Source organism: Sphingomonas sp. S-NIH.Pt3_0716 (genome assembly GCF_003950715.1).
GTDB lineage: Bacteria > Pseudomonadota > Alphaproteobacteria > Sphingomonadales > Sphingomonadaceae > Sphingobium > Sphingobium yanoikuyae_A.
The window spans coordinates 224185-248304 of record NZ_QLJK01000002.1; the positions used below are offsets into that span (position 1 = coordinate 224185).

Annotated in this window: 21 protein-coding genes; 4 read left to right on the forward strand and 17 right to left on the reverse strand. The window is 66.9% G+C overall.

Going from position 1 to position 24120, the window contains the following annotated elements:
* Positions 1–143 precede the first annotated feature (143 nt).
* Positions 144–1085, forward strand: coding sequence for a Gfo/Idh/MocA family oxidoreductase (locus tag BRX37_RS02560; RefSeq protein WP_125985393.1), 942 nt, complete (start codon positions 144–146; stop codon positions 1083–1085).
* A 123-nt stretch (positions 1086–1208) separates the two neighbouring features.
* Here BRX37_RS02560 and BRX37_RS02565 read toward each other — a convergent pair whose 3' ends face one another.
* The 16 genes from BRX37_RS02565 to BRX37_RS02640 all read right to left on the reverse strand — a co-directional run bounded on the left by BRX37_RS02565 (position 1209) and on the right by BRX37_RS02640 (position 19113).
* Positions 1209–1436, reverse strand: coding sequence for a hypothetical protein (locus tag BRX37_RS02565; RefSeq protein ID WP_010338905.1), 228 nt, complete (start codon positions 1434–1436; stop codon positions 1209–1211).
* Positions 1426–1656, reverse strand: coding sequence for a hypothetical protein (locus BRX37_RS02570; protein WP_004208426.1), 231 nt, complete (start codon positions 1654–1656; stop codon positions 1426–1428). Before BRX37_RS02570 ends, BRX37_RS02565 begins: the two co-directional genes overlap by 11 nt.
* 61 nt (positions 1657–1717) lie before the next feature.
* Complete coding sequence (locus BRX37_RS02575; protein WP_125985394.1) at positions 1718–5032, reverse strand: glycosyl hydrolase; 3315 nt, start codon at positions 5030–5032, stop codon at positions 1718–1720.
* Positions 5033–5047: 15 nt separating this feature from the next.
* Positions 5048–5476 carry a hypothetical protein gene (locus BRX37_RS02580; protein ID WP_125985395.1) on the reverse strand — a complete coding sequence of 143 codons (429 nt, stop codon included), beginning with the start codon at positions 5474–5476 and terminating at the stop codon, positions 5048–5050.
* Positions 5473–6378, reverse strand: a complete 906-nt coding sequence (locus BRX37_RS02585; RefSeq protein ID WP_125985396.1) for an alpha/beta hydrolase — start codon at positions 6376–6378, stop codon at positions 5473–5475. Before BRX37_RS02585 ends, BRX37_RS02580 begins: the two co-directional genes overlap by 4 nt.
* 14 nt (positions 6379–6392) lie before the next feature.
* Positions 6393–7697 (reverse strand): family 1 glycosylhydrolase, encoded by a 1305-nt coding sequence (locus tag BRX37_RS02590; protein WP_125985397.1) that lies wholly within the window; start codon positions 7695–7697, stop codon positions 6393–6395.
* A 24-nt stretch (positions 7698–7721) separates the two neighbouring features.
* A complete protein-coding gene (locus BRX37_RS02595) occupies positions 7722–8570 on the reverse strand; it encodes an alpha/beta hydrolase (RefSeq protein ID WP_125985398.1) in 849 nt (282 codons plus the stop codon).
* 70 nt (positions 8571–8640) lie between these two features.
* The gene (locus tag BRX37_RS02600) at positions 8641–10926 is read right to left on the reverse strand and encodes a TonB-dependent receptor (RefSeq protein WP_125985399.1); all 2286 of its coding nucleotides are present in this window, start codon (positions 10924–10926) and stop codon (positions 8641–8643) included.
* 35 nt (positions 10927–10961) lie between these two features.
* The gene (locus tag BRX37_RS02605) at positions 10962–11792 is read right to left on the reverse strand and encodes a fumarylacetoacetate hydrolase family protein (RefSeq protein WP_048937631.1); all 831 of its coding nucleotides are present in this window, start codon (positions 11790–11792) and stop codon (positions 10962–10964) included.
* The gene (locus BRX37_RS02610) at positions 11792–12700 is read right to left on the reverse strand and encodes a VOC family protein (RefSeq protein ID WP_125985400.1); all 909 of its coding nucleotides are present in this window, start codon (positions 12698–12700) and stop codon (positions 11792–11794) included. The genes BRX37_RS02605 and BRX37_RS02610 overlap by 1 nt, the downstream gene beginning before the upstream one ends.
* On the reverse strand, positions 12697–13125 hold the full coding sequence (locus BRX37_RS02615; protein WP_125985401.1) for a GlcG/HbpS family heme-binding protein: 429 nt from the start codon (positions 13123–13125) through the stop codon (positions 12697–12699). The genes BRX37_RS02610 and BRX37_RS02615 overlap by 4 nt, the downstream gene beginning before the upstream one ends.
* The gene (locus BRX37_RS02620; protein WP_125985402.1) at positions 13122–14630 is read right to left on the reverse strand and encodes a bifunctional 3-(3-hydroxy-phenyl)propionate/3-hydroxycinnamic acid hydroxylase; all 1509 of its coding nucleotides are present in this window, start codon (positions 14628–14630) and stop codon (positions 13122–13124) included. The genes BRX37_RS02615 and BRX37_RS02620 overlap by 4 nt, the downstream gene beginning before the upstream one ends.
* A 16-nt stretch (positions 14631–14646) precedes the next feature.
* A complete protein-coding gene (locus BRX37_RS02625; RefSeq protein ID WP_125985403.1) occupies positions 14647–15882 on the reverse strand; it encodes an amidohydrolase family protein in 1236 nt (411 codons plus the stop codon).
* Between the two features lie 80 nt (positions 15883–15962).
* Entirely contained in the window at positions 15963–16859 is an 897-nt protein-coding gene (locus BRX37_RS02630) for a LysR family transcriptional regulator (RefSeq protein WP_007708624.1), read from the reverse strand.
* Positions 16860–16901: 42 nt separating this feature from the next.
* The gene (locus tag BRX37_RS02635) at positions 16902–17510 is read right to left on the reverse strand and encodes a response regulator transcription factor (protein ID WP_125985404.1); all 609 of its coding nucleotides are present in this window, start codon (positions 17508–17510) and stop codon (positions 16902–16904) included.
* On the reverse strand, positions 17503–19113 hold the full coding sequence (locus tag BRX37_RS02640) for an ATP-binding protein (RefSeq protein ID WP_125985405.1): 1611 nt from the start codon (positions 19111–19113) through the stop codon (positions 17503–17505). The genes BRX37_RS02635 and BRX37_RS02640 overlap by 8 nt, the downstream gene beginning before the upstream one ends.
* 226 nt (positions 19114–19339) lie before the next feature.
* Between BRX37_RS02640 and BRX37_RS02645 the strand changes: the two genes are divergently transcribed.
* The 3 genes from BRX37_RS02645 to BRX37_RS02655 are packed head-to-tail and all read left to right on the forward strand — an operon-like array spanning position 19340 to position 23018.
* Positions 19340–20428, forward strand: coding sequence for a flagellin N-terminal helical domain-containing protein (locus tag BRX37_RS02645; RefSeq protein WP_037520134.1), 1089 nt, complete (start codon positions 19340–19342; stop codon positions 20426–20428).
* Positions 20429–20479: 51 nt separating this feature from the next.
* Positions 20480–21409: a polysaccharide deacetylase family protein gene (locus tag BRX37_RS02650; RefSeq protein WP_125985406.1), complete on the forward strand. Its 930-nt coding sequence runs from the start codon at positions 20480–20482 to the stop codon at positions 21407–21409.
* Positions 21410–21464: 55 nt separating this feature from the next.
* Positions 21465–23018, forward strand: coding sequence for a right-handed parallel beta-helix repeat-containing protein (locus BRX37_RS02655; protein ID WP_318276571.1), 1554 nt, complete (start codon positions 21465–21467; stop codon positions 23016–23018).
* 50 nt (positions 23019–23068) lie between these two features.
* On the opposite strand, the gene BRX37_RS02660 is transcribed toward BRX37_RS02655, so the two are convergent.
* Positions 23069–24094 carry a zinc-dependent alcohol dehydrogenase gene (locus BRX37_RS02660; protein ID WP_125985424.1) on the reverse strand — a complete coding sequence of 342 codons (1026 nt, stop codon included), beginning with the start codon at positions 24092–24094 and terminating at the stop codon, positions 23069–23071.
* Between the last annotated feature and the right edge of the window lie 26 nt (positions 24095–24120).

Here is a 24120-nt window from a genome sequence, read left to right on the forward strand (position 1 = left end):
CTGCCTCCCCTCCCTTCCAGGGAGGGGCCGGGGGTGGGTGCGAGCGTAGCGAGCCTCCTTCGGAGGCACCCACCCTTGAATAGAGACAGGTGTCTCTATTCAACCCTCCCTGGAAGGGAGGGGCTTTAGATGGAGAAAATTCCATGCGTATTGCCCTCGCCGGTGCCGGCGCCTTTGGCGAAAAGCATCTTGATGGCCTCAAATATGTCGACGGCGTCAACGTCACCTCGATCATCGGCCGCGAACTGGAGGCGACGAAGAAGGTCGCCGAGAAATATGGCATCGGCCATGTGACCACCGACCTCAACGAGACGCTGGCGCGTGACGATGTCGATGCGGTGATCCTGTGTACGCCGACCCAGATGCACGCGGAACAGGCGATCGCCTGCATGAATGCGGGCAAGCATGTCGAGGTGGAAATCCCGCTTGCCGACAGCTGGGCCGATGCGCAGGCGGTGCTCGCCAAGCAGAAGGAAACCGGCTTGGTCTGCATGGTCGGCCATACCCGCCGCTTCAACCCGTCGCATCAGTTCGTCCACAACCGCATCCAGGCGGGCGAATTCAACGTCCAGCAGATGGATGTGCAGACCTATTTCTTCCGCCGCAAGAACATCAATGCCAAGGGCGAGCCGCGGTCGTGGACCGACCATCTTCTGTGGCATCACGCCGCGCATACGGTCGACCTGTTCGCCTATCAGGCGGGCAGGATCGTCGCCGCCCATGCGATGCAGGGGCCGATCCATCCGGAACTGGGCATCGCCATGGACATGTCGATCCAGCTCAAGAGCGAGACCGGCGCCATCTGCACCCTGTCGCTGAGCTTCAACAATGACGGGCCGCTTGGCACCTTCTTCCGCTATATCGGCGACACCGACACCTATATTGCCCGCTACGACGATCTGGTGAACGGCAAGGAAGAGCCGATCGACCTGGCCGGCGTCGCCATCTCCAACAATGGCATCGAATTGCAGGACCGCGAGTTCATCAGCGCCATCCGCGAGGGCCGCGAGCCCAACAGCTCGGTCGCCAAGGTGTTCGACTGCTATCGCGTGCTGGGCGAACTGGAAACGCAGCTCGCCGGCTGATCGAAATCCCTTCGGGGTCGCAGGGGGCGTGGATGGCGACAGGCCGTCCGCGCCCTTTGTTTTTGACAAGGTGCAGTGATGCTGGCGCATCAGCACCTTGCGACGCTCAAGCGCCGCGCGGGCTTACCGATCGATCAGCGGATGGCGCAGGTGCAGATCGTCCAGCAGCGTCTCGATCACCGATATCTCGCCCGCCGTGCCGCTCGGCGTGAAGGCCCAGTTGCAATGGGGATGGGTGGCGCGGCTGTAGATTCGGACCGGACCGATCGCCTTGCGCCAATGATGCTTGCTCTTGCCATGGGCGATCACCAGCCGCGCGATCATCATGTCGATCAGCCGGTCAGACGTCATCGTCCCACCCTTCGATCCCGTCCGCATCGCGATTGCCCGACCAGCTGACCGGGCTGTCCAGATAGGCTTCCAGCTCGCGCCAGTGCCGGTCCCAGCCGGGGCCGCGCCGCGCTTCGGGCACCTGCCGTTCGACCAGCCAGCGGGCGCGGGCCACGGGATTGCCCGCCGGGGCGCGCAGCCGGTCGAGGATGGCGCGGATGCTCTGCTGATCGTCGGTCATGATGACCGCCTGATAGGCGGCGACTTTCCGTCGTTCAAGCGAGCATCCGCGCGGCCCCTGCTTATTGTTCCGCCGACAGCGTGACCGGCCCGATCAGGCCCGACGGACGCAGCGGCGCATCGGGGCGATAGGTGGGGGCGGCGGTGAAGCTGATCTTCTGTGCGCCGGGCTGCTGGTCGCCGATCAGACGGTTGACCCACAGGTTCGCGACCTTCACCTCGATCGCGTTGCGACCGGGCTTCACCAGCTTGCCGACGTCCAGCCGATAGGGGGCGAACCAGCTTGTGCCCGCGACCTGGCCATTGATCCGCACCTCCGCGACATCGCCGACGCTGCCGAGATCAAGCCAGAGCGGTGCGCCGGCTTTGGCGCCCCTGGGCAGGGCAAAGCTGCTGGCATAGGTCGCCTCGCCCGAGAAATAGCGCACGCCCGGATCGCTGCTCTTGTCGAGCGCCGTCAGCGTCGGCATCGCGATCTCGGCCGGCGCGCCGCGACCCGGCTGGAAGCGCACGGTCCAGGGCTGCGACAGGGTGGCGACCTGCTTCACCGTCGCCGGCGCGATCGTCCGGCCGGGCGACTGCGCCGGCTTGCGGAACAGGATGAAGAAGGCATCCTCCGGCCCGACGTCGAGCGGGACCACCGTGTCGCTGCCCTCGGTCCGGTAGGACAGCGGCGCGGCGCTGCCGTCGATCGCGCGCCAGATTTCCGGCTGGCGACCGGTGGCGCGGAAGCGCGCCTCGACATGTTCGGCCTGGGCCTTGCCATTGGTCACATAATAGAGGTCGCCATCGGGCAGGGCGCGGTGGAGGAAGCGATAGGCACCGGCATCGCCGCTGCCGGTGACGCGGAAATCGGCACCGATGCCCGTGCCGGCAAGCGCTGCGTCGACATCGGCGCTGGCGATCACCTTGCCCCTGCCGACCGGCTGGCCGCTCCATAGCTTCGCCACGAGCGCGCGGAAGGCGGCGGGATCATCCTGCAGGCCGGGCGCGCGTTCGGGTGCCGTGCCGATCAGGGTCGCGCCAGCCTCGACCAGTGCGGCGATGCGCTGCAGGGTGGCAAGCGTCATGACCTTGCTCGATCCGCCCAGATACAGGGCCTTGTAACGGGCCTTGCCGGCGACCAGTTCGCCATCCTGCACCGACGCCTTGCTCGCCAAAATCTCGGCATTGACGAAGTCATAGGCATAGGATTTGGGCAGGTCGGCCGGCACGCCATGTTCGAACAGCGCGGTGATCGGCGCATCCTCGCCATAGAAATAGGCGATGTCGGCATGGTCGCGGCCCTGCTGCAACAGGAAGCCGGTGCGCGCCATATAATCAACCCAGGGCTTGGCCATATTGGCCCAGCTTTCGTGGCGGTTGAAATATTGGCCGAAGATCATGAGGCTGAGGCCCGGCACCTTGTCATCCACCGGCTGGTGGACGGAGGTGTGGACGATCGGCCGGTTGACGCCGGACACGAATTCCAGATCGATCACGCGCTTGAGGTCGGCCGGGGCAAAGGCCGACGTCATGCTTTCGGCCGACACGATATTTTGGCCATAAATATGGGCGACCGACGCCGCACCCTTCATGTCGCCGATCAGCGTCGGGCGCGGCGCGCTGCCGCGATTGAACGTCCACATCGCCGCCATCGGCACATCGGTATGCGCGCGCATGGCAAGGTCGTCGCCCAGCACCGGCCGGCCATTTTCCAGCGCCTCGCCATAGACGGTCAGACCATGCTCATGCGCGACCTTTGCCACCGTGCCATAATGGGCGTCGGCCAGCAGGTCGGCCAGGGTCTGGCGATAATCATGCAGGAAGGCATCGCTGCGCGCGGCCGATCCCACCACTGCGCCGGTCAGCGTCGGCAGGAAGGGGACGGGGTCATAGCCGCGCCGCGCCTTGAACTCCTCCACCATGCGCGGCGTCCAGTTGGACGCGCCGACCTCGATACTGTCGGTCAGCAGCGCGCTGATGCCCTTCCTGCCGATCCAGTCGGCGCCGACCGCATCGCGATACATGGCGAGATAGGTTTCGAGATAGCGGCGCACGGCGGCCGCATCATATTTGTCGACCTCCAGCCCGGTGGCTTCGGGCGTGGCGGGATGGTTGGTCTTGCCGGTCAGCGACCAGCCCATGCGGACGATGCGCCAGCGCGTGCCCCTGGGTGCGGTCCAGTCGAGCGTGCCGTCGGGGCGCAGCCGGTCGGTCAGGTCGATGACCCTGGCCGGATCGATCGCCGGTGCATCGGCCGGACCCATGCTCAGACGGTTATAATCGGATGCGATGGCATAGCCGGCCTTCGCTTCAAACTGGTCGATCCGCGCCTCGGCCGACAGGCGCAGGTCGCCAATGCCCAGCGTCGGGCTGGCAGGGCGGCCGAACACGTCGATCATCACCGCGCCGGGCGCGCCATCGCCCAGGCCCGGCGACTTGGCGGCGTCATTGGGCGACAGGACCAGCCGGAAGCGCTGCGCCGTGACGGGCGCGAAGCTGGTGGTGGAGGCGACTTCGGTCAGCGAGAAGCGGCCGAGCGGCTGCCAGCCCTGCGCCGTTTCCGCCTCGATCGTCGGACGATAGGCGGGGTCGCCGAAGGGCGGGCGGGCATGGGGCACGAACAGGCTGGCCGATCGCACCGTGACGGGCTTGCCATAATCGAGGATCAGCGTGCCGGGATGCGCTTCATCGCCCTTGGCCATCTGCGCCACGGTTTCCAGATCGCTGTCGCCCAGCGCCGCGGCGCCCGCGATCGGCTGGCCATCGGCATCAAGGATGCGGGGCGTCGGCAAGGGCACCGCTGCAATCGGATAGGCCAGCACCCGGGCCTCGCCATAGGCGCGCGGCTGGTCCGGTATCTCCGCGTCGCCCGCCAGCGGATCGCTGAACTTCGCGCTCTGGAAGGCGCCGGTCACATTGGACGGGGCGGGCAGGGCGCCCTTGACCCGCTGGCCGCCCTCGACCTCGGTTTCGGTCCAGACCAGCTTCTTCATCGCGTCCTGCGGCTTGACCCAGGGACCGCCGGTCTCGCTCCAGCCCGGCGACGCCGCGATCGCGAATTCCAGCCCCTTGGCATCGGCGGTCTGCACCGCATGGCGGAACGCATCCTTCCAGCCATCGGTCATATAGACCAGCCGTTCCTTGACGATCTGCGGCGTCTGCAGATTGGCGTCGAAATTCTGCACCCCGCCAATGCCGATGCGCGCCAGCCAGTCGAGATCCTTGTCGATCCCGTCCTTGGTCACATTGCCGTTCAGCCAGTGCCACCACACACGCGGCCGGGCCGACTGGGGCGGATTGTTGAAGCCGTCGGCCAGATCGTCGGCCTGGGCGGGCATGGCGAGCACGGTGCCGGCCAGCAGCATGGCGAGACGCAGGGAACGGAAGGTCATCGGGGGGGCCTCATTTCACATGATTGGAGCGGACGAGAGCATCCGCCGCAGCGCCAGGCTGGCGACCAGCGCACCGAGCGCGCCGCCATAGGCAATCTTGATGGCTAGCGCGGCGCTCCAGCCAATCGGCGGCAGGCCACCGGTCGCGAGTGACAGCAGCCCGCCGAGCGCGGCGCCGGCCAGCGCAAAGCCAGCGGCGCGCAGCAGGATCGAACGCATGCTGCCACCCACCCGTTTGCGCGCGATCAGCGCCGGGACGAGCGCGCTCATCAGGGCAACGGCAATGCTTTGCGGCACGAAATCCAGAGCCAGTCGATCGGGCGCGGCCCAGGCCAGCAGGCGCGGCTGAGTGCCGAACAAGGCGAGGAAGAAAGCCAGGCTCAGCGCGCCATTGATGCCGACGCTGATCGCCGCCTCCCGCCGGATCGAGACGGCGCCGGTCATTGGCCCGCCTTCGGCGTCAGCAGGCCGCGCATGTCCATCCAGCTCAGAAATTGCGGCAGCAGGCCCATGGTCGTCGTGCCCGGCTTGCCCATGCCGAAGCCATGGTCGCCGCGCTCATAGGCGTGGAGTTCGACCGGCACATGCGCCCGGCGCCAGCTTTCGACCAGCGCATAGGAGGGATTGGGGAACAGGCTGTCATCATTGGCGATCGCCGCGAACATCGGTGGCGCGTCGGCGGAGACATTGCGGGCCAGCATCGGGCCATAGACATAGCCGATGAAGGATGGGCGATCCGCGCCCTTGCCCTCCAGCGTGGCGTTCATCGTGGTCATGGCGCCGGCGGAAAAGCCAATCATGCCGACCCTCTTGGGATCGATGCCCCATTGGCTGGCGCCTGCCCGCACCCGCTTCAGCGCGGCGAGTGCATCCAGCGTCGCGCGCGGCTCGCTGATCGTCGGCGGGACGTTGGGATCGCGCAGCGAGTCCGCCATGCGCTTGCCCATATAGGCCGATGCCTCGGCGGTGTCGGCCGGGGTCTGGTTCAGCCGATATTTGAGGACGAAGGCAGCGACACCATGATCGGCCAGCCAGCGCGCGACATTCCAGCCCTCATGATCCATCGCCAGCAGCATGAAGGCGCCACCGGGCGCGACGATCACCGCCGCGCCGGTTGCCTTGGCCGGATCGGGCAGGACCGGGGTGATGGTTGGCACGGTGACGTTGCGCACGGCGAGGTCGTCGCCGAAGCGCACCCAATTCTCGGTCGTGCCCTCGGGCGCCTTGAGATCGGGATAGAGCGGGATGGCATTGGGTTCGGCCGGCGCCGTGGCGGGCACGGGCGTCGGCATCTGCGCGATGGCGGGCGAGGCCAGCAGCAGGGGCAGCAGGACAAGGCGCTTCATGGCAGGCCTCCCCTTCAGAGCGCGTTGCGGCGGGCGATCGCGCCATAGACGGCGGCGCTGGGCTTGGCCGTGCGGGCGAAGCTCACCGGATCGACGCTGTGCAGGCCGAATTTGGGCTTGTAGCCAAAGATCCACTCGAAATTGTCGAGCAGCGACCAGTGGCAATAGCCCAGCACCGGCACGCCATCGTCGATCGCGGCCTTGAGCCCCGCCAGCGCTTCGGGAATGAACTTCGCGCGGACCGCATCATCGTCGCTGCCCACGCCATGTTCGGACACCAGGATCGGCACGCCGGTCGCTTCATGGGCGAAGCGCACCGCGCCGCCGAGCGAGGGCGCCCAGACTTCGGTGCCGGACCAGTTGACGGCCGATCCCTTGGGCGCGGGCAGGCGGCCCTTGTCGCCCCACAGGGCGCGCTCATAGTTCTGGACGCCGATGAAATCGTCGCCCTTCGCGATTTCCAGCCAGTTGCCGTAAAGCTGCTTGCGCATGGCATCGCGCACCGAATGGGCGCCGACCGCCTGATCGTCCATCAGCGCCAGCGAGAAGCCGACCGGCAGGTCGCCACGCACCGCCTTGATCGCGGCCTTGCCCGCCTTGTGCGCGGCTTCGAGGCCGGTCTGGAGCGCGGGCAGATCGTCGAAGCCGGCGACATTGGCGCAGACATATTTGGGCACGCCCAGCCGCTTGGCCGCGGTTTCCAGCGTCAGCTTCTGAATGTCCCACACCTGCGGCGGCAGCATCGGCTTCAGGAGCAGCAGGATATTGGGTTCGTTGAGGGTGATGGCGCTGGCGATGCCCTGGCCCAGCGCGCGCATCGCCTTGTCGCAATAGCGGGCGAAAAGCTGCGCGCTTTCCGGGTTGGTCCAGCCGCCCTGCGCGCTGAACCAGCGCGGCGCGGTAAAATGGCTGAAGGTGACGATGGGGGCCAGGCCACGCGCATGGCAGCCGTCGATCACCGCCTTGTAATGATCGAGCATCGCCTGGGAGAAGAGACCCTTTTCCGGCTCGATCCGTGCCCATTCGATGCCGAAGCGATAGGCGTTGAGGCCCATGGCCTTGACCAGGTCGAGGTCGGTTTCCCACAGGGCGAAGCTGTTGCAGGCGTCGCCCGAAGGCTGGGCAAAGACGGTCGGTTGCTGATTCTCCACGAACCACAGGTCGCTGGCGATATTATTGCCCTCGACCTGATGCGGCGCGGTGGCCGCGCCCCAGTAGAAGCTCTTGGGGAAATTGGGGGTGGCGCTCTTGCGCGCGGCAATGGCGGGGGCAGCCATCAGCGCGGCGCCGGTAGCCAGAAGGGTGCGGCGATCCAGCATGTTCCGTCTCTCCTATTATAATTGTCAGGCAGTGGTTTCACGCACGAAGGCGCAGATTTCTTGCGACAGCCGCCGATCGGCGGTGCCCAGATGCATGGCCATGGAATAATGATTATGGCCCGATTGGATGAAGGCGCGCGGCATGGCGCCATGGCGCGCCAGCCGGTCCTGCAACAGGCTCAGAAACTCGGCCTGGAAGCGGGGCGGGTCGAACTCGGCGCAGGCGATCAGCAGCGGCAGGTCGGTCGAAGCAATGGCTTCCAGCGGCATGCGGTTCGGGTAGAGCGAAGCCTCGCCATAATAGAGCATGTCGCGTTGATCGAGCGGGGTATAGCCATAGAGACCCGACAGCAGCACGGCGGCGCGAACGGCGTCCGATCCGGCCAGTTTCAGATAGCCCGCAACATGGACGGCGCCGGCCGACGTGCCCATCAGGACGATGCGATCGGGGTCGCCGCTATGTTCGGCGGCATGATCCTTGAGCCAGCCGACGACGGCCGCGACATCTTCCGCCCCGGCCGGCCAGCCATGGTCGGGGGCGAGGCGATAGTTGATGACGACGCCCAGGAATCCGGCCTGCGCCGCCATCCGGCCGACATTGGCATTGGGCCAGGCGTCGGCGCTGCCCTTGTCGCCTTTCAGGAAACCGCCGCCATGGACGAAGACCAGAATGGGGGCGGGGGCATCGCCCTTGGGGGCATAGAGGTCGAGCCGGTGGCGGGCATCCGGGCCATAGGCGATGTCCGCCTGCGTCACCGGGACCGCCGCCGCCAGCGCTGCCTGCTCGGCATCGAACAGCGCCCGGCACTGGCCGAGTATATCCGGTCCCAGATCGGTGCCCAATGCGGCGATGGCGTCCCTGATCGGCTTCATATGTCCTCTCTGGCCAGAAGGATTAGGAAAAAAGACGGGACGCCACCAGCGGCGCCCCGCCTCAGGAGGATCAGAATTTCGCGTCCAGGCTGATGCCGATCTGGCGGAAGGACTGCGGGCCATAGATGGCGCCGATATTCTGCTCGCCTTGGTCGGTGGTGTAGGGGAAGTCGCTCTGCATCAGCGAAGGCTCATGCACGTTGAACAGGTTGCGACCGAAGATCGCGACGCTGTAGCGATCGTCATCGGTGCGCAGGCCGATGCGGCCACCGACCAGCCAGTGCGAACGGAAGGTGGTTTCGTCGTTCGAATTGGCTTCGTAGCGCACCTTCGACTTCCACACCGTGTCCGCTGCCAGGAAGCCCTTCAGGCGGCTCGTGACCGGCGCTTCATATTCGCCCGACAGGGTGAACTTGTATTTGGGCGCATAGGCGAGCTGGCTACCGCCGATATTGGTGCCATCGGTGCCGATGAAGCCGCCCGGATAGGTCGCCTTGGCATAGATGAAGCCGGTGTTGAGCGACAGGCCATCGAAGACCTTGCCGAAGAAGTTGATTTCCGCTCCGCGCGACTTCACGCCATTGATGTTGGTCTGGACGCAGGAAATAACCGCGGTGCTGTCCACCGTGCACTGCTGCGCCTGGAAATTCTTGATCTTGCTGTAGAAGACATTGAGGTCCGCGACCCAGCCGCCGAACAACGTGCTCTTGAGGCCCAGTTCATAGGCGGTCGGGATTTCCGGCTGCACGACGAAGGGCTTGGCCGGGGCCGAGGGGATGGCGATCTGCCCGCCCTTGAACCCGCGCGAGGCGGTCGCATAGACCATGGTGTCGTTGGCCAGGTCATATTGCGCGCCCAGGCGCCAGGAGAATTTCTGGACGTCCAGCACGGTGCGGCTGAACGGATCGGCCGGGGTGAAATAGTCGTAACGGTCCATCGACAGGCGATCGGTGGTGTAGCGACCGCCGGCGATCAGCCGCAGTGCGGGCGACAGGTGGAAGGTGCCCTGGCCGAATACGGCCAGCGATTCATCCTGGATGTCGATGTCGGCACCGGGGTTGCGCACGATCGGGATGACGAGGCCTGGGAAAGGCACGACCGACACCGCCAGCGTTTCGGGATCGCGGGTCTGCTTCTGGTTCGAATAGAAGACGCCGGCGGTATATTCGAGGAACTGGTCGGCAGGCGAGCTGACCCGCAATTCCTGGGTGAAGAGGCTCAGGCGCCGGTTGGTCGGGCCATTGGCGACCTGCAATTCCAGCGGATCGCCGCGGAACACGTTGCTCGCCGCGCCATAGCCGGTCTCGTTCGACTTGCGATAGGCGGTGATGGAGGTGAGGGTGAAGGGATCGGCCTCATAATCGACCTGCAGCGATCCGCCATAATTTTCGGTATGGCCGACATAGCTGTCGTCGCTGCAATAGTCGCGATTGCCTTCGCCCGGCGTCACGCCGCAGCTGGCAAGCCGGGCGGTGATGCCGGTGGTGTCGGCCAGCAGGCCGCCCAGCGCCGTGCCCGGACCGCTGGTCTTGACGAAGGTGAAGAAGTCGCCGCCATTCTCGATCCGGCTCTTGGTGTAGTCGCCGATGACATTGACGGTCAGGCGATCGGTCGGCTCCCACAGGAAGCGGCCGCGAATGCCGTAGCGATCGGTGTCATTATAATCGCCGGTGCTGGCGTTGCGGTTCGGCCCCTGGCGGAAATTGGCGACGCCCGACAGGCGGATCGCGGCGTTGGTGGCCAGCGGGATGTTGACCATGCCCTGCACGATCTGGTTGCCGAACTTCGACCCCAGCGTGCCGGCGTCGGACAATTCGGTGCGGACGCGGGCGGCAAAGCCGGTCGGATCGGGCGCATTGGTGGTGATGTTGATGACGCCGGCCGAGGTGGTGAGGCCGAACAGCGTGCCCTGTGGTCCCTTGAGCACTTCGATCCGGCTGACGTCGAACAGGTCGGAGATATTGGCATTGCCCTGGCTCACCTGGTCGACGACCACGCCGACCGAGGCGACGGCGCCGGCCGAGAAGGTCTGGGTGCCGATGCCGCGGATCGACCCGCCGCCGCCGGTATTCTGACCCGGCGCCTGCTGGATTTCCAGGCTCGGCGCGATGCGGTTGAGGTCGTTCATCGTGTTGACCTGCTGCCGTTCCAGCTGGGCGGCATTGGCCACGGTGATGGAGATCGGCACCTCGGTCACCTTCTCCGCCTTGCGCTGGGCGGTGACGATGATGTCGGAATTGTCCGCCGGCTGGGCGGCCTGTTCCGGTGCGGGCGCGTCCTGTGCGAAGGCCGGCGCGGCGATTGCGATGGCGCTCGCGCTGGCGAGGGCTGCAATGGTGATGTGGATGTTACGCATGGTCTGTCCTCCCCCGGTATGCGGGTTGATGATTGTTATTGTTCGTCGATGATGCGGTTGCTGAGCGTGCCGATGGTGCCGATGGTCACTTCGACCTTGTCGCCGGCCTTCATGTAGAGCGGCGGGGTGCGCTTATCGCCGACGCCGCCGGGCGTGCCGGTGGCGATCACGTCGCCGGGGCTCAAGGGCGTGAAGGCGGTGACATATTCGATGACCGTGGGAATATCCCAGATCATGTCGCTGACCGGCTGGTCCTGCACCAGTTCGCCATTGAGGCGGGTCTGGACGCGCAGCGCGGCCAGATCGTCAATCTCGTCGGGCGTCACCAGCGCCGGGCCGAAGCCGCCGGTGCCGGGAAAGGTCTTGCCCGGCGTGAACTGGATATTGTGGCGCTGCCAGTCGCGCGCGCTGCCATCGTTGAAGGCGGCATAGCCCGCGACATAGTCCCAGGCGTCGGCGGCCGCGACCTTGTGCGCGGGCTTGCCGATCACCAGAGCCAGTTCGCCCTCATAGTCGAAACGTTCGGTCACGGCCGGCTTCACCATCGGCTGGCCGTCGGCGATCAGGCTGTCGGCATAGCGCACGAAGATCGCCGGATGCGCCTTCTGCTCGCGGCCGGTTTCCTTGACATGCTCGGCATAGTTGAGGCCGACACACAGGATCTTGGCGGGATCGGGGATCACCGGCAGCAGCACGACATCGGCGGCGGCATAGGATGCACCGTCGGCCAGGCCCGACAGTCTGCCGTCGGTCAGCGCGGCCTTCAGGCTCGGCGCCGCATCGGTCGCCAGCTCGACGATCGTCTCGCCCTCGATCCGGCCGAAGCTGGGGGTGCCGTCGGGACGGCGGAAACTGACATAGCGCATCAGGCTTGTTCCTCGTTGATCAGGTCTAGCGGCCGGGAGTCCCAGTCGCGGCGATGGCGGAATTTTTCTTCGGCGGCGCGCAGGCCAGCGAAATCCTTGTCGGACATGCCCCACTGGTCGATCCGGCCTTCGGGCCAGGTCCAGTCTTCCGGCGCGCCGGGCTGATAATCGTCGGCCACCTTTTCAACGGCGGTCGAAAATTCGATCACCGGGCCAAAGGGGGCGATGAAATAGGCGAAGACATTGGCGCCCGGACCATGGCGGCCCGGCCCCCAGGCAGGCACCATGCCATGATCGCGCAACCGGCCGATGCCGCGCATCACCGCGTCCATGTCCGCCATTTCGAAGGCGATATGGTTGAGGCTGGCAAAGCCGGCGCGGGCGAAGGCGGTCGAATGGTGCGAGTCATTGCAGCGCACGAACACCATGCCCTTGGTCCGGTCCGAGACGCGAAAGCCCAGCGCCTGCTCGACCAGATGGCCGGTTGCCTCCGCGTCGGCGCTGTTGAAGACGACATGGGTCAGCTTCACCGGCAGGTCGGCGCCCGCGATCGGCGCGACCTCCTCGGCATCGACCAGGAAGCGCAGCAATTCGCCCTCGGCCAGTTCGACGATGATGCCATGGCCGCCGCCCGGATCGGTCGACACGGTCGGCGCCGCGGGCAGGCCGGCGGCGGTGACGCTGCGCTTCAACAGCTCCAGCCGGTCGGCGGTGCAGACAAAGGTGGTGGAGCGGACATAGGCGTCGGCCGATTCCGTCAGCGCCACGAGATAGGGATAGCTGCCCGACCCGCGCAGATAATGGGTTTCGCCTTCGATCGCCGCCGGGGCCATGCCCCAGATGTCGGTCAGGAAGGCTCCGGCCTCTGCCGCATGGGGCAGCGCCAGTTCGATGCTGCGCAGCTTCATTTTCTGTCTCCGTGGAAAAGTCCGGCGGCGTCAATGCCGGCGATGGCGCAGGCCTCGTCGCATTCGCCGGTATCGCCGCTGATGCCGACCGCGCCGATCAGCGCGCCGGCCGCATCACGGATCAGCACGCCGCCGGGCGAGAAGGCCATCTGGCCGGTGGCCGCCGCGATGCTCTGGAAAAAGACAGGGTTGGACGCGGCGCGGGTGGCCAGCACCCGCGTATCCGCGCCCATCCCCAGCGCACCCGAGGCTTTGGCCTTCGCGATGTCGAAACGGAACAGGCTGGCGCCATCTTCGCGGGCGAAGGCGACCGGATGGGCGCCGGCGTCGAGTATGATGACGGCCAGCGGCTGGGCGCCATCGGCGCGTGCCTTGGCGAGTGCGGTGTCGATGATGGCGCGGGCCTGCGCGAGCGAGAGGGTCATGCCGCGATCTCCTGCCGGGCGGTGCCGGCGATCAGCGCGTCGCGCCGGGCGATCAGCTCTGCGGGCTTGCCGGTGCCGAAGACATAATGGTCGGGGCGGACCAGCACCGCGTCGGCGCCACGGGCGTCGAGCCAGTCGGCGACATGGCCGTCATCGCCCAGCTCCGCCACGTCGACGACGGTCACGTCGCCGCCGACAACCGGCTGGCGGGTGAACAGGCGCCAGCCATCGCCGGTCACATCGTCCAGCAGCCGGTCGCCGACGCGCGGCTGGATGAAGCGTTCGCCCGCACCCGGCGTTCCGGTGGCGATGATGCCGGTGGCAATGGCGGGGATCAGGTCGGCAGCCGTGCCGCTCTGGGCGCCCTTGGCGGCTTCGCGCAGTTGATGGTCGCGCGCGGCGGCAGCGTCGGGGTCGAGCACGCAGATATAGCGGCCCGCGCCCACGGCGGCGGAGATGACGGCGCGGACATGGGGATCGCGTTCGGGCTGATAGCTGTCGAGCAGGCTCTCGGGCGCCTTGCCCGCCAGCACCAGTTCCAGCTTCCACGCCAGGTTCGCGGCATCGCGCAGGCCGTGGCACATGCCCTGGCCGAAAAAGGGCGGCGTCTGGTGCGCGGCATCGCCGGCCAGGAAGACGCCGCCCTGCCGCCACCGCTCGGCGATCAGTCCATGGAAACGATAGGTAGCCGCGCGCACCACCTGGTGCGGCACGCCGTCAAGATAGGGGGCGACCAGCGCGGCCACGGCATCGGGCTGCATCATCGCCTGATCGTCTTCGCCGGGCAGCAGCATGAATTCCCAGCGGCGATGATTGCCGCGCCCCGGCACGATGGTGGCCGGGCGCTTGGGATCGCACATCATCACCGACAATTTCTGCAGGTCGGCCGCTTGCGGCACGCCCCACAGGTCGGGGAAGCGGACCGGGCCATCGACCTCGGCATCGACCACCAGCCAGGGTTCCTCGAAGTCCAGATCATCGAGGCCGATGTCGAGCGCCTTGCGCACCGCGCTGCGGGCGCCGTCGCAGGCGACGACATAGCGGGCGCGGACCTGCTCCTCGCCGGCGTCCGACCGCAGCGTCAGCGTGACGCCGTCCTTGTCCTGCGCCAGCGCCTGGAACGCGGTGCCCAGCGACAGCTCGACATTGGGATAGACGTCCAGCGCGTCGCGCAGATGGTCTTCCAGCTCGGGCTGGTAGAAGAAATAGTCGTTGGACCAGCTAAAGGGGCGGGGGCGGCCGACCGTGCCCATGTAGCGGATCACGCCATGATCGGCGCCGACATGCAGATGCCCCTCGGTATCGCGCATGTCCGGGGCGACCCGGTCGATGACGCCGGCCGACTGGAACAGGCGCATCATCTCATGGTCCAGATGGACCGCGCGGGGCAGGGGATAGGGGTTGGCCTCGCGCTCGATCACCAGGACCGAGACGCCCGCTTTCCCAAGTAAATTGGCCGCAAAGGCCCCCACCGGCCCGCAGCCGATGATCGCAACGTCGAACATGAAAGCGTCTTTCCGGTCAGACCGTCAGGGGCTCGGGCACGGGGGATTTGTGCATCCGCCCGCCCAGCATGATCATCTTGATGTTGGCCGCATCCTGCAGCAGGCGGACGTCCGTGGTCGGATCACCCTCGACCAGCAGCAGGTCGGCGAGATAGCCCGGCTTCACCTGGCCGACGGGCTGGTCCATCAGCTCGCCGCCCAGCATGGTGGCGGCATGCAGCGCCTCGGCCGGGGTGAAGCCATAATAGGTGACGAAATGTTCCAGGTCGCGGGCGTTGCGGCCATGGGGGTTGAAGGGAAAGCCATAGTCGCCGCCGGGCAGGACGCGCACGCCGCGCGCCTTCAATTTGGGCACCAATGTCTTTTCCAGTTCCAGCCGCTCGGCCGCGCTCGCCTTCATCGACGCCATATTGATATGGGGCGGCGGATTGGCCTCCAGCGCGGCGACCGATACGCCGGGACCGGGGGCGTAGAAGATGGCGTCCTTCTTCGCCGCCATGGCGTCGACCGCCGCGTCATCCGCGAAGGAGCAATGGTAGAGGATGCGGGCGCCGGCTTCGAGCGCCAGATTGATGGCGCGCGGGCTATAGGCATGGGTGGCGATCCACAGGCCCGCTTCCTTTGCCGCCTCGCCGGCCGCGATCATTTCCGCGTCGGTATAGAGAATGTCCTGCGACGATCCGGGCTTGAGCGCATCTTCGCCCGAAATCACCAGCTTGAGCGACTTGACGCCCTCCGTCGCGCAATAGGCGACGAAGGCGCGCATCGCTTCGGGCCCCCGCCCGTTGAACACATCGCCGGTTTCGACCCCTTCCTCGCCTTCCGGGCTGCGCTCCAGCGTGGAGGGCACCAGGCGCGGACCGGGGGTTTCGCCGGCTGCAATGGCGCGGGCCAGTTCCGGTTCGATCTGGTCGCCCAGCGCGCCGGCCGAATAGAGGCTGGTATAGCCATGGTCGAGCAGCACGCGGGCATTGCGCCAGGCGGCGACCTTCAGCTCCTCGGGTGGCAGGATGAACTGATGATAAATTTTCTCGACCGAGCTGCCCCAGGTCAGGTGGGTATGGGCGTCGACCATGCCGGGCATCAGCGTCGCGCCCTGGCCGTCGATCACCATGTCGGCCTGTGCCGCGTCGATCGCGGCTTCGTCGCGCAGAATGTCGGCGATGCGATCGCCCTCGATCATGACCGCGCCGGGGAAGGGCGCACTGCCGGTCCCGTCGAAAATCGCAATATTGCGGATCAGCTGCCGCACGAGGGCTCTCCCTTGGTCTCTTGTTGAATGCCCTTATGCGCCGAATTTATACGCAAGAATAATAATGATTTTTGGGAACGTCATAGCTTCGAGCTATGGATCATGATGTCGAGCAGCGCCTCGCCCAGCCGCGACAGGCGGGCATCCTTCAGCTTGCGGATGCCGATGCTGCGCTGGAAGGTCGCTTCGCGAATGGCAATCGCGCGCAGCACGCCGATCGACAATTCGGCTGCCGCCACCTTCATCGGCAGGATGGTCAGTCGGCTGCTGTTCCGCACCATCGCCTTGGTCGTCAGCAGGGAGTCGCACCGAATCACATCCTGCGGCACCGGCACGCCGGCCGCCATGAACAGCGCGTCGATCTGCCGGCGAAAGGCGCCCCGCGCCTCCGGCAGCACCCAGCGCCTGGCCATCATGTCGCGCAGCGACACCTCGGCCGGCAGATGGTCGTTGCGGCGCCCGACCACCAGCGCGAACGGATCCTGCGCGAAGGTGATTTCCTCGATCCCCTCGGGCGGCTCCTCCAGCCCCGTGGTGACGAAGGCCAGCTCGATCTCGCCCCGGTGCAGCATGTCCGCCAGGTCATGGTCGGGCCGTTCCACCGCGTGCAGCGCGAAATGGCCCATCTTGTCCTCCAGCCGCCGCACCGCGTCAGGCAGCAGGCTGACGAGGGCGCCCGGCGTGCCGCCGACCCGCAGCGGCCCGGTCACGCCCGCACGCGCCAGCCGCAATTCCTCCTCCGCGCCGCTGATCAGGCTGTCGACCGCCTCCGCCCGGCGCAGCAGCACTTCGCCCTCCGGCGTCAGGCTGATGCCGCTGCGCGACCTAGCGAACAGGGCCGCGCCGACCGACTGTTCCAGCTGCGCGATCGCATTGGACACCGATGGCTGGGAGATGTTGAGCAGCCGCGCGCCGCCGCTGATCGAGTTGGCACGGCAGACGGCGAGGAAGGTGCGAAGCGCGCGGGGATCGATCATCGGCCTAGATAGCCCGACCATCGCCGCGCACAACAAGACAATCTAGCCGTCGGTGCCGCTCGCCTCGCGCACCAGGGCGATCAGGGCAGCGGGACTGCTGGCGCCGGTCTTGGCGACGATCGCGGCGCGATGATCCTCGATCGTCTTGGGGCTCAGCGACAGGGCGGCGGCGACCATCTTGTTGCTCATCCCCTGGGCCAGGCAGTGCAGCACCTCGCGCTCGCGCGGGGTCAGTGGCGCCAGCCGGGCCAGCGCCCCGCGCCGCTGCCGGCTCCAGTGTGCGCCCTCGGCCACCGCCGCCAGCAGCCGGCTCTCGTCGATCGGCTTTTCCAGATAGTCGAGCCCGCCATAGCGGCGCACCGAATCCACCGCGCTGCTGGTGGTCGGCCAGGCCGTCATGAAGATGATCGCCACCGCCGGATCCTGCGCCCGCATCCGTTCGGCAAAGGCAAAGCCGTCCATGTCCGCCATCATCACGTCGGTGACCAGGCAATGGGCCGGCTCGTCGGCCTGGGCGCGCAGCATCGCGCGGGGCGTGTCGAACGCCTGGGTGCGATAGCCGTGCCGGCCCAGCAGACGCGCCACCGCCCGGCCCAGATCAGGGTCGTCATCGACCACATGGATGATGGCGGGATCGGCCGGGTCAGTCATGGCTGGGCTCCGTGCGGGGCAGGGACAGGCTGGCACGCGCGCGGCCCTGCGCGATGTCGCGGGTCAGCGTGCCGCCATGGGCGTCGGCGATGGCGCGCGCCACCAGCAGGCCGATACCCATGCCGCCATAGTCGGGGGTGGGGGACGGGACCGGGTTGGCGACATGGATCGTCACCTGATCGGCCCGGCTTTCCACGGCGATTTCGATGGTCGATCCGGGCGCGGCCAGCATCGCGTTGCGCAGCAGGTTGAGCAATATCTGTGTCAGTTCGATCTCATGCCCGGTGACCTGCAACCGCGCATCCATCGGCGGCAGGCTGATGGCGCAGCCCAGGCTGCGCGCCTCGCCGCCGACCATGCCGGCACAGTCGCGCAGCATCTGGCCGACGATGATCGGCGATGGTTCGTCGACCGCGCGCCCGCCAAAGCTGCGCAGCCGCCGCACCATGTCGGCCAGCAAAGCCGCCTTGCGATCGACCAGCTCGATACTCTCCCGCATCTCGGCCAGGTCGGGCTGCGGATCGCGCGACAGGGCGGACAGATGCCGGGTCTCGATCGCCAGCGTCGACAGCGGCTGGCTGATCTCGTGGATGATCGCCACCGACATGGCGCGCAGCGTCTTCAGCCGTTCGGCCTGGAACAGGATGCGGTCGCGTCGGGCGATATCCTCGCGGGCGCGGATCTGCGCCTCGGCAAAACTGCCGGCAAGATAGGTGGCGATCGCCATCGCGGCGAGGCCCATGTGCAGCGCGAAGCGGGTGGCGCTGGCCGACAATGGTGCCGACCAGGGCAGGATGATCGCGGCCGACAGGATGATCGCGATCCACGCACCCAGCCGGCCACAGCGCAGCCCCACCCAGATCGCGCCGATCAGCACCGGCGTGACCGCGATCTGGGGTTCGACCCGCGCCAGACCCCAGGCGAGCAGCCAGGCAAAGACGAAGACGGCGGCCGCCTCGACCGCGCGGCCGCGCCCGATCTGCATCAGCCGCCGGGCTTCTTCATGGCGGGTGCCGATCCACAGCAGGGGCGGCGCGACCAGCCGCACGCCCAGCAGGTCGCCGACCAGGAAGGCGGCGATGGTGGTGGCGACCGGCTGGCTGGGCAGGGTGCCCGACACGCCAGGCCACAGCCATTCCCAGAAGCCGGCGGTGAAGGACACCAGCGTCGGCGCCAGCACCGCGGCCAGGCCGAAGGGCATCGGCGCGATCGCCAGTTCCGACCGGCTGCGCCGCTCGATGAAGCGCACCAGCGCGATCATCAGGCCATAGGCGGCGGGCGCGCGCGCCACCCCGCCCAGCTGGTTGAGAAATTCGGGACCGCCCCACATGATCGTGCCGGTCAGCAACTGGATCACGCATTCCTCGACGATCAGGACCGGCGTGAAGCGCGCGCCGATCCGCCACAGCAGCGCCAGCCGCACGCCGGCGGCGGGATACCAGAGGCTGAAGAAATGGGCGCCGCCCCACGGGCTGGCCGCCATATGCGCCAGCTTGAACGCGAAGGGATAGGCCAGCAGCAGCGCCACCAGCCGCCAGTCGATGGCGCGTGCCTCCAGGCGAAAAGGGCGCGGCCGGGCGCTCGTGGGGGACAGGGTGGCCATGGCCCTGTCCTAGCCCGGATCACCCGCCTGCCAAGCCGGGAAATTCCCTGCCGTTTCAATCTTATCCGGGAATTAACCGGATAGGCCGGGCGCTGCCGCGCGGCCATCACGGGGGCGACCGTTTGGGGGCAACGCCTTTCGGTTGCCGGGCGGCGCTTTGCGACCCGCGTCGCCCGGTCCCACAGACGCCGGCATCTTCCTGCCTGGCATGGATGGAGGACATCCCATGAGCGTGATCGGAACCAACAGCGCGGCGCTGCGCGCGCAGCGGGCGATCGAGGCCGCCACCAAGGCCCAGGGCCAGGCAAGCGAGAAATTGTCGACGGGCAAGCGGATCAATTCGGCCAAGGATGATGCGGCCGGCATGGCCATCGCCCAGACCATGACCAGCCAGCTGCGTGGCATGGAAGTGGCCAAGCGCAACGCCGCCGACGCCATATCGCTGACCCAGACCGCCGAAGGCATATTGGGCGAGGTCCAGAACAGCCTGCAGCGGATGCGCGAACTGACGCTCCAGGCGGCCAATGGCGTCAACCGGCCGGAGGATCGCGCCGCGCTCCAGACCGAAATGGATCAGACCGTCGCCCAGATCAACGCGCTGCTGCAGAATAGCGAGTTCAACGGCGTGAACCTGTTTTCGAACACAACGCAAGGGACGGCGGCCCGCGACTATAATGCGGATGGCGATCTGCTCGATTACGACGGCTATGGATATTATCGCGATGAACTCATGCACAGCGCCGGCAGTACCGTCATCAATGTGCAGGCGGGCGCCAATGCGACGGACAATGTCGCCATCACCCTGCCGACCCTGCGCAGCAACAGCGACGATTTCACCCTGCTGGGCACCGATCTTGCAGTGAACGGCACGATGCGCTTCGTGGGCATCAGCAATATCGACCTAACACTGGACTATGATGTCGGTGTGGCCGCCGTCCATCGCACCAATGATCTGGGCAGCACCGGCTGGATGGACCCGGAAGGCTATGTCGCCTTCACCGATTCCGACTATAAATCCTACGCCCAGATCGGTGTGACCGCGCAGCAGGGGCTGGCGGTGATCGACGCGGCGCTGGCGCAGATATCGACCGCCCGCGTCAATCTGGGCGCCGCGCAGAGCAGGCTGGAATCCATCTCCAGCCAGCTCGACACCAATATCGTCAACCTCACCGATGCCCGCTCGCGGATCGAGGATGCGGATTTCTCCACCGAATCCACCGCCCTCGCCAAGAGCCAGATCCTGTCGCAGGCGGCAACGGCGATGCTCGCCCAGGCCAATGCCCGGCAACAGGATGTGCTGAAACTGCTCGAATGATCTGCGCGGCCCGGCTAGGACCGCTGTGGACATTCAGCGGGAGAGGCGGAGATGATGAAGCGGGCCATGGCCCTTTGCCTGCTGCTGGGCAGCGCAGCGGCGGCGCAGGCGGGCGATCCGCCCCGGTTCGATGTCGCGATCACGGTCGATGATCTGCCTGCCCATGGCCAGCTGCCGCCCGGCACCACCCGCGCCGATATCGCCCGCCGCTTCCTGGCGACCCTGAAGGCGCATCATGTCACGGAGGCCTATGGCTTCGTCAATGCACGCGGGCTGGCGGACGATCCGGCGTCGGACGCGGTGCTGACGCTCTGGCGTCAGGCCGGCTATCCGCTCGCCAACCACAGTTACAGCCATTTGAATCTCGACGGCGCGCCCTCGCTCGCCGCCTGGCAGGCGGACGTGATCGCGGACGAGCCGGCGCTGGAACGGCATATGGGGAAAGAGGACTGGCACTGGCTGCGCTTCCCCAACCTGTCGAGCGGCAAGGACGCGACCCGCCATGACGGCGCCGCCGCCTTCCTGAAGCAGCGCGGCTATCGCATCGCCAGCGTCAGCCTCGCTTTCGAGGACTGGGATTATAGCGACGCCTATGCCCGCTGCCGCGCGCAGGGCGACGATCGCATGATCGCGGCGATGAAGCGTCACTATCTGGCTGTCGTCGATCAGGCGATCGCGCGGGCAAAGGCCAATGCCCAGCGCGTCCATGGCCGCCCGATCCCGCATGTGCTGCTGCTCCATGTCGGCGCCTGGACCGCCGACACCCTGCCCGATGTCATGGCCCGGCTCGACGCCGCCGGCGCGCGCTATATCCCGCTGGCACAGGCGGAGGCCGACCCGGCCTATGCCCAGGCCGAAGCCCTGCCGGGCGGCGGCGGCATCATCGAACGGGTGGCGCAGGCGCAGGGCATCGCTCTCCCCGCCGATAGCGCGCCTGCATCCGAAATCGACCTGCGCCAGGCCTGCCGCACGCCCGGCTGAGGCGACTTCACCTTGCATTCAGCGCGCGACCGATAGAATGGCGCGCAATATGATCATGGGTAAAAGCCGGCATGGCCGGGCGCTGACAATCTTCCTGCCTTTCCTGGTCCTGACCGCGGGTGCGACATCCGCGGCGCAGGCGACGACCTATTATGTCAACAGCGCCACCGGCAATGATCGCGCCGCCGGCACCACCGCCGACCAGCCCTGGCGCAGTCTGGCGCGGGTGCGCGACTATCCGCTGATGCCGGGCGATCAGGTGCTGCTGATGGCCGGATCGCGCTGGCAGGAGCCGCTCACCATCACCCGATCGGGCCGCTCCGGCGCGCCGATCAGCGTCGCCGCCTTCGGCGCCGGCGCACGGCCGCGCATCGACGCCGGCGGCGTTTCGCCCCATGGCGTGGGCGTCATCAACGCCGAATATGTCAGCGTCAGCGGGCTGGAAGTCACCAACGACAATCCCGCCCCGGCCCAGCGTTTCGGCGTGCTGGTCTCGGCGGTCGACCGGGGCGTGACGCGCGGCATCCGCATCAGCGACATGTATATCCACGACGTGCGCGGCGTGAATGATCGCAAGGATAATGGCGGCATCGTCTTCAGCGCGACCGGCAAGAAGCTGCCGACCCGCTTTCAGGATCTGGTGATCGAACGCAATATCGTCTGGAAGGTCGACCGGTCCGGCATTGCCGGCATTGCCGACCGGATCAGCGCCAAGGACTGGTTCCCCAGCGAAAAGATCGTGATCCGCGACAATCTGGTCGAGGATATTGGCGGCGATGGCATCGTCCCGCGCGGCACTGACGGCGCGCTGATCGAACATAATATCGTGCGCTATGCCGGCGCCCGTGCGCCGGGCTATAATGCCGGCATCTGGCAGTGGAGCACCGACAACAGCCTGATCCAGCTCAACGAGGCCGCCTATACCCGCACCCGCTATGATGGGCAGGGCTTCGACAGCGACTTCAATTCGCGCCGCACGACATTGCTCTACAATTACAGCCACGACAATGCCGGTGGCTTCCTGCTGATCTGCTCGCCCGGCCGCAACGACAAGGATAATCTGGGCAATCGCGGCACCGTCGCGCGCTACAATGTCAGCCGCAACGACGCGCTGCGCATCTTCCAGCTCGCCGGCAATGTCTCCGACGTGCTGGTGGAGAAGAATGTGATCCATGTCGGCAAGGGCATGGATGTGCAGATGGTGGTGGCGACCAACTGGGATGGCTGGGCACAGGATGTCCGCATCGTCGAAAATGAATTCAAGGTCGCCGGCACCGCCCGCTATGGCAGCGAAAGCGGCCGGTCCGGCCCCGATTACCTCATCAAGGCGGGCTTTGCCCCGGCCCAATTTATCCGCTTCCGCGACAATCGCTACTGGGGCAGCCATGTCGACCTGCCGGCCGAGGCGGTGGGCGACGTGATCCCGCCCTATCTCGATCAGCCCGCCGACTGGCAGGTGCCGGTGTTCGACCCGGCCAGGGCAGAGGGTTTTCCCGAATTCATGGCCCGGCACCGCGCCTGGATGCTGGCCATGTTGCAACGCGAACTGGGCCAGGCGGTGCAGCCGCGCCAGCCGCGCCGCATCTCCATCTTCGAAGCGCGCCGCTGACCGGCGGCGCGGGCGGCATGCACCGCCCGCGCCCGGCCATCACCCGCCCGTCACAGGGTGAGCGAGATGCGCCCGTCCACCTTGCCGGCGCGCAATTCGTCCAGCACGGCGTTCACGTCATCGAACGGCCGGGGCGTGACATGCGCCTTCACCTTGCCCTCGACCGCGAAGGCGATCGCTTCGGCCAGGTCGCGCCGGGTGCCGACGATCGACCCGCGCACGGTCACGCGCTTGAGCACCACGTCGAAGATCGGCGTCGGGAAATCGCCCGGCGGCAGGCCGACCAGGCTGACGGTCGCGCGCCGGCGGGTGCAGGCGATCGCCTGGGCAAAGGCGGGGGGCGACACCGCCGTCACCAGCACGCCATGGGCGCCGCCGCCGGTCGCATTCTGCACTTCCGCCACGACATTGTCGGCCCGCGCATCCAGCGCCAGGTCGGCGCCCAGCGACCGGGCCAGCTCCAGCTTGCTCTCGCCAATGTCCAGCGCCACGACATGCAGGCCCATCGCCTTGGCATATTGCACGGCGACATGGCCCAGCCCGCCGACGCCGGAAATGGTCACCCATTCGCCCGGCTTCGCCTCGGTTTCCTTCAGCCCCTTGTAGACGGTGACGCCCGCGCACAGGATCGGCGCCATCGTCACGAAATCGACACTGTCGGGCAGGCGGCCGGCAAAGGGCGCGCTGGCAATCGCATATTCGGCATAGGTGCCGTTGACGCTGTAGCCGGTATTATGCTGCCGCTCGCACAGCGTTTCCCAGCCGGTCTCGCAATATTCGCAGGCGCGGCAGGCGTCGTGCAGCCAGGGGATGCCGACGGCGTCGCCTTCCTTCAGGTCGGTGACACCCGCACCCAGTGCCACGACATGGCCCACGCCCTCATGGCCGGGGATCAGCGGCAGGCTCGGCTTCACCGGCCAGTCGCCATCGATCGCGTGCAGATCGGTATGGCATACGCCACTGGCGACGATCTTCACCAGCACCTCGCCAGGCCCCGGCTCGGGTATCGCTATCTCCTCGATCGTCAGCGGCGCCTTGAACGTCCGGGCAATCGCGGCTCGCATGGTCGTCGGCATCATTTCCTCCTTCTTCTGCGGCTGTG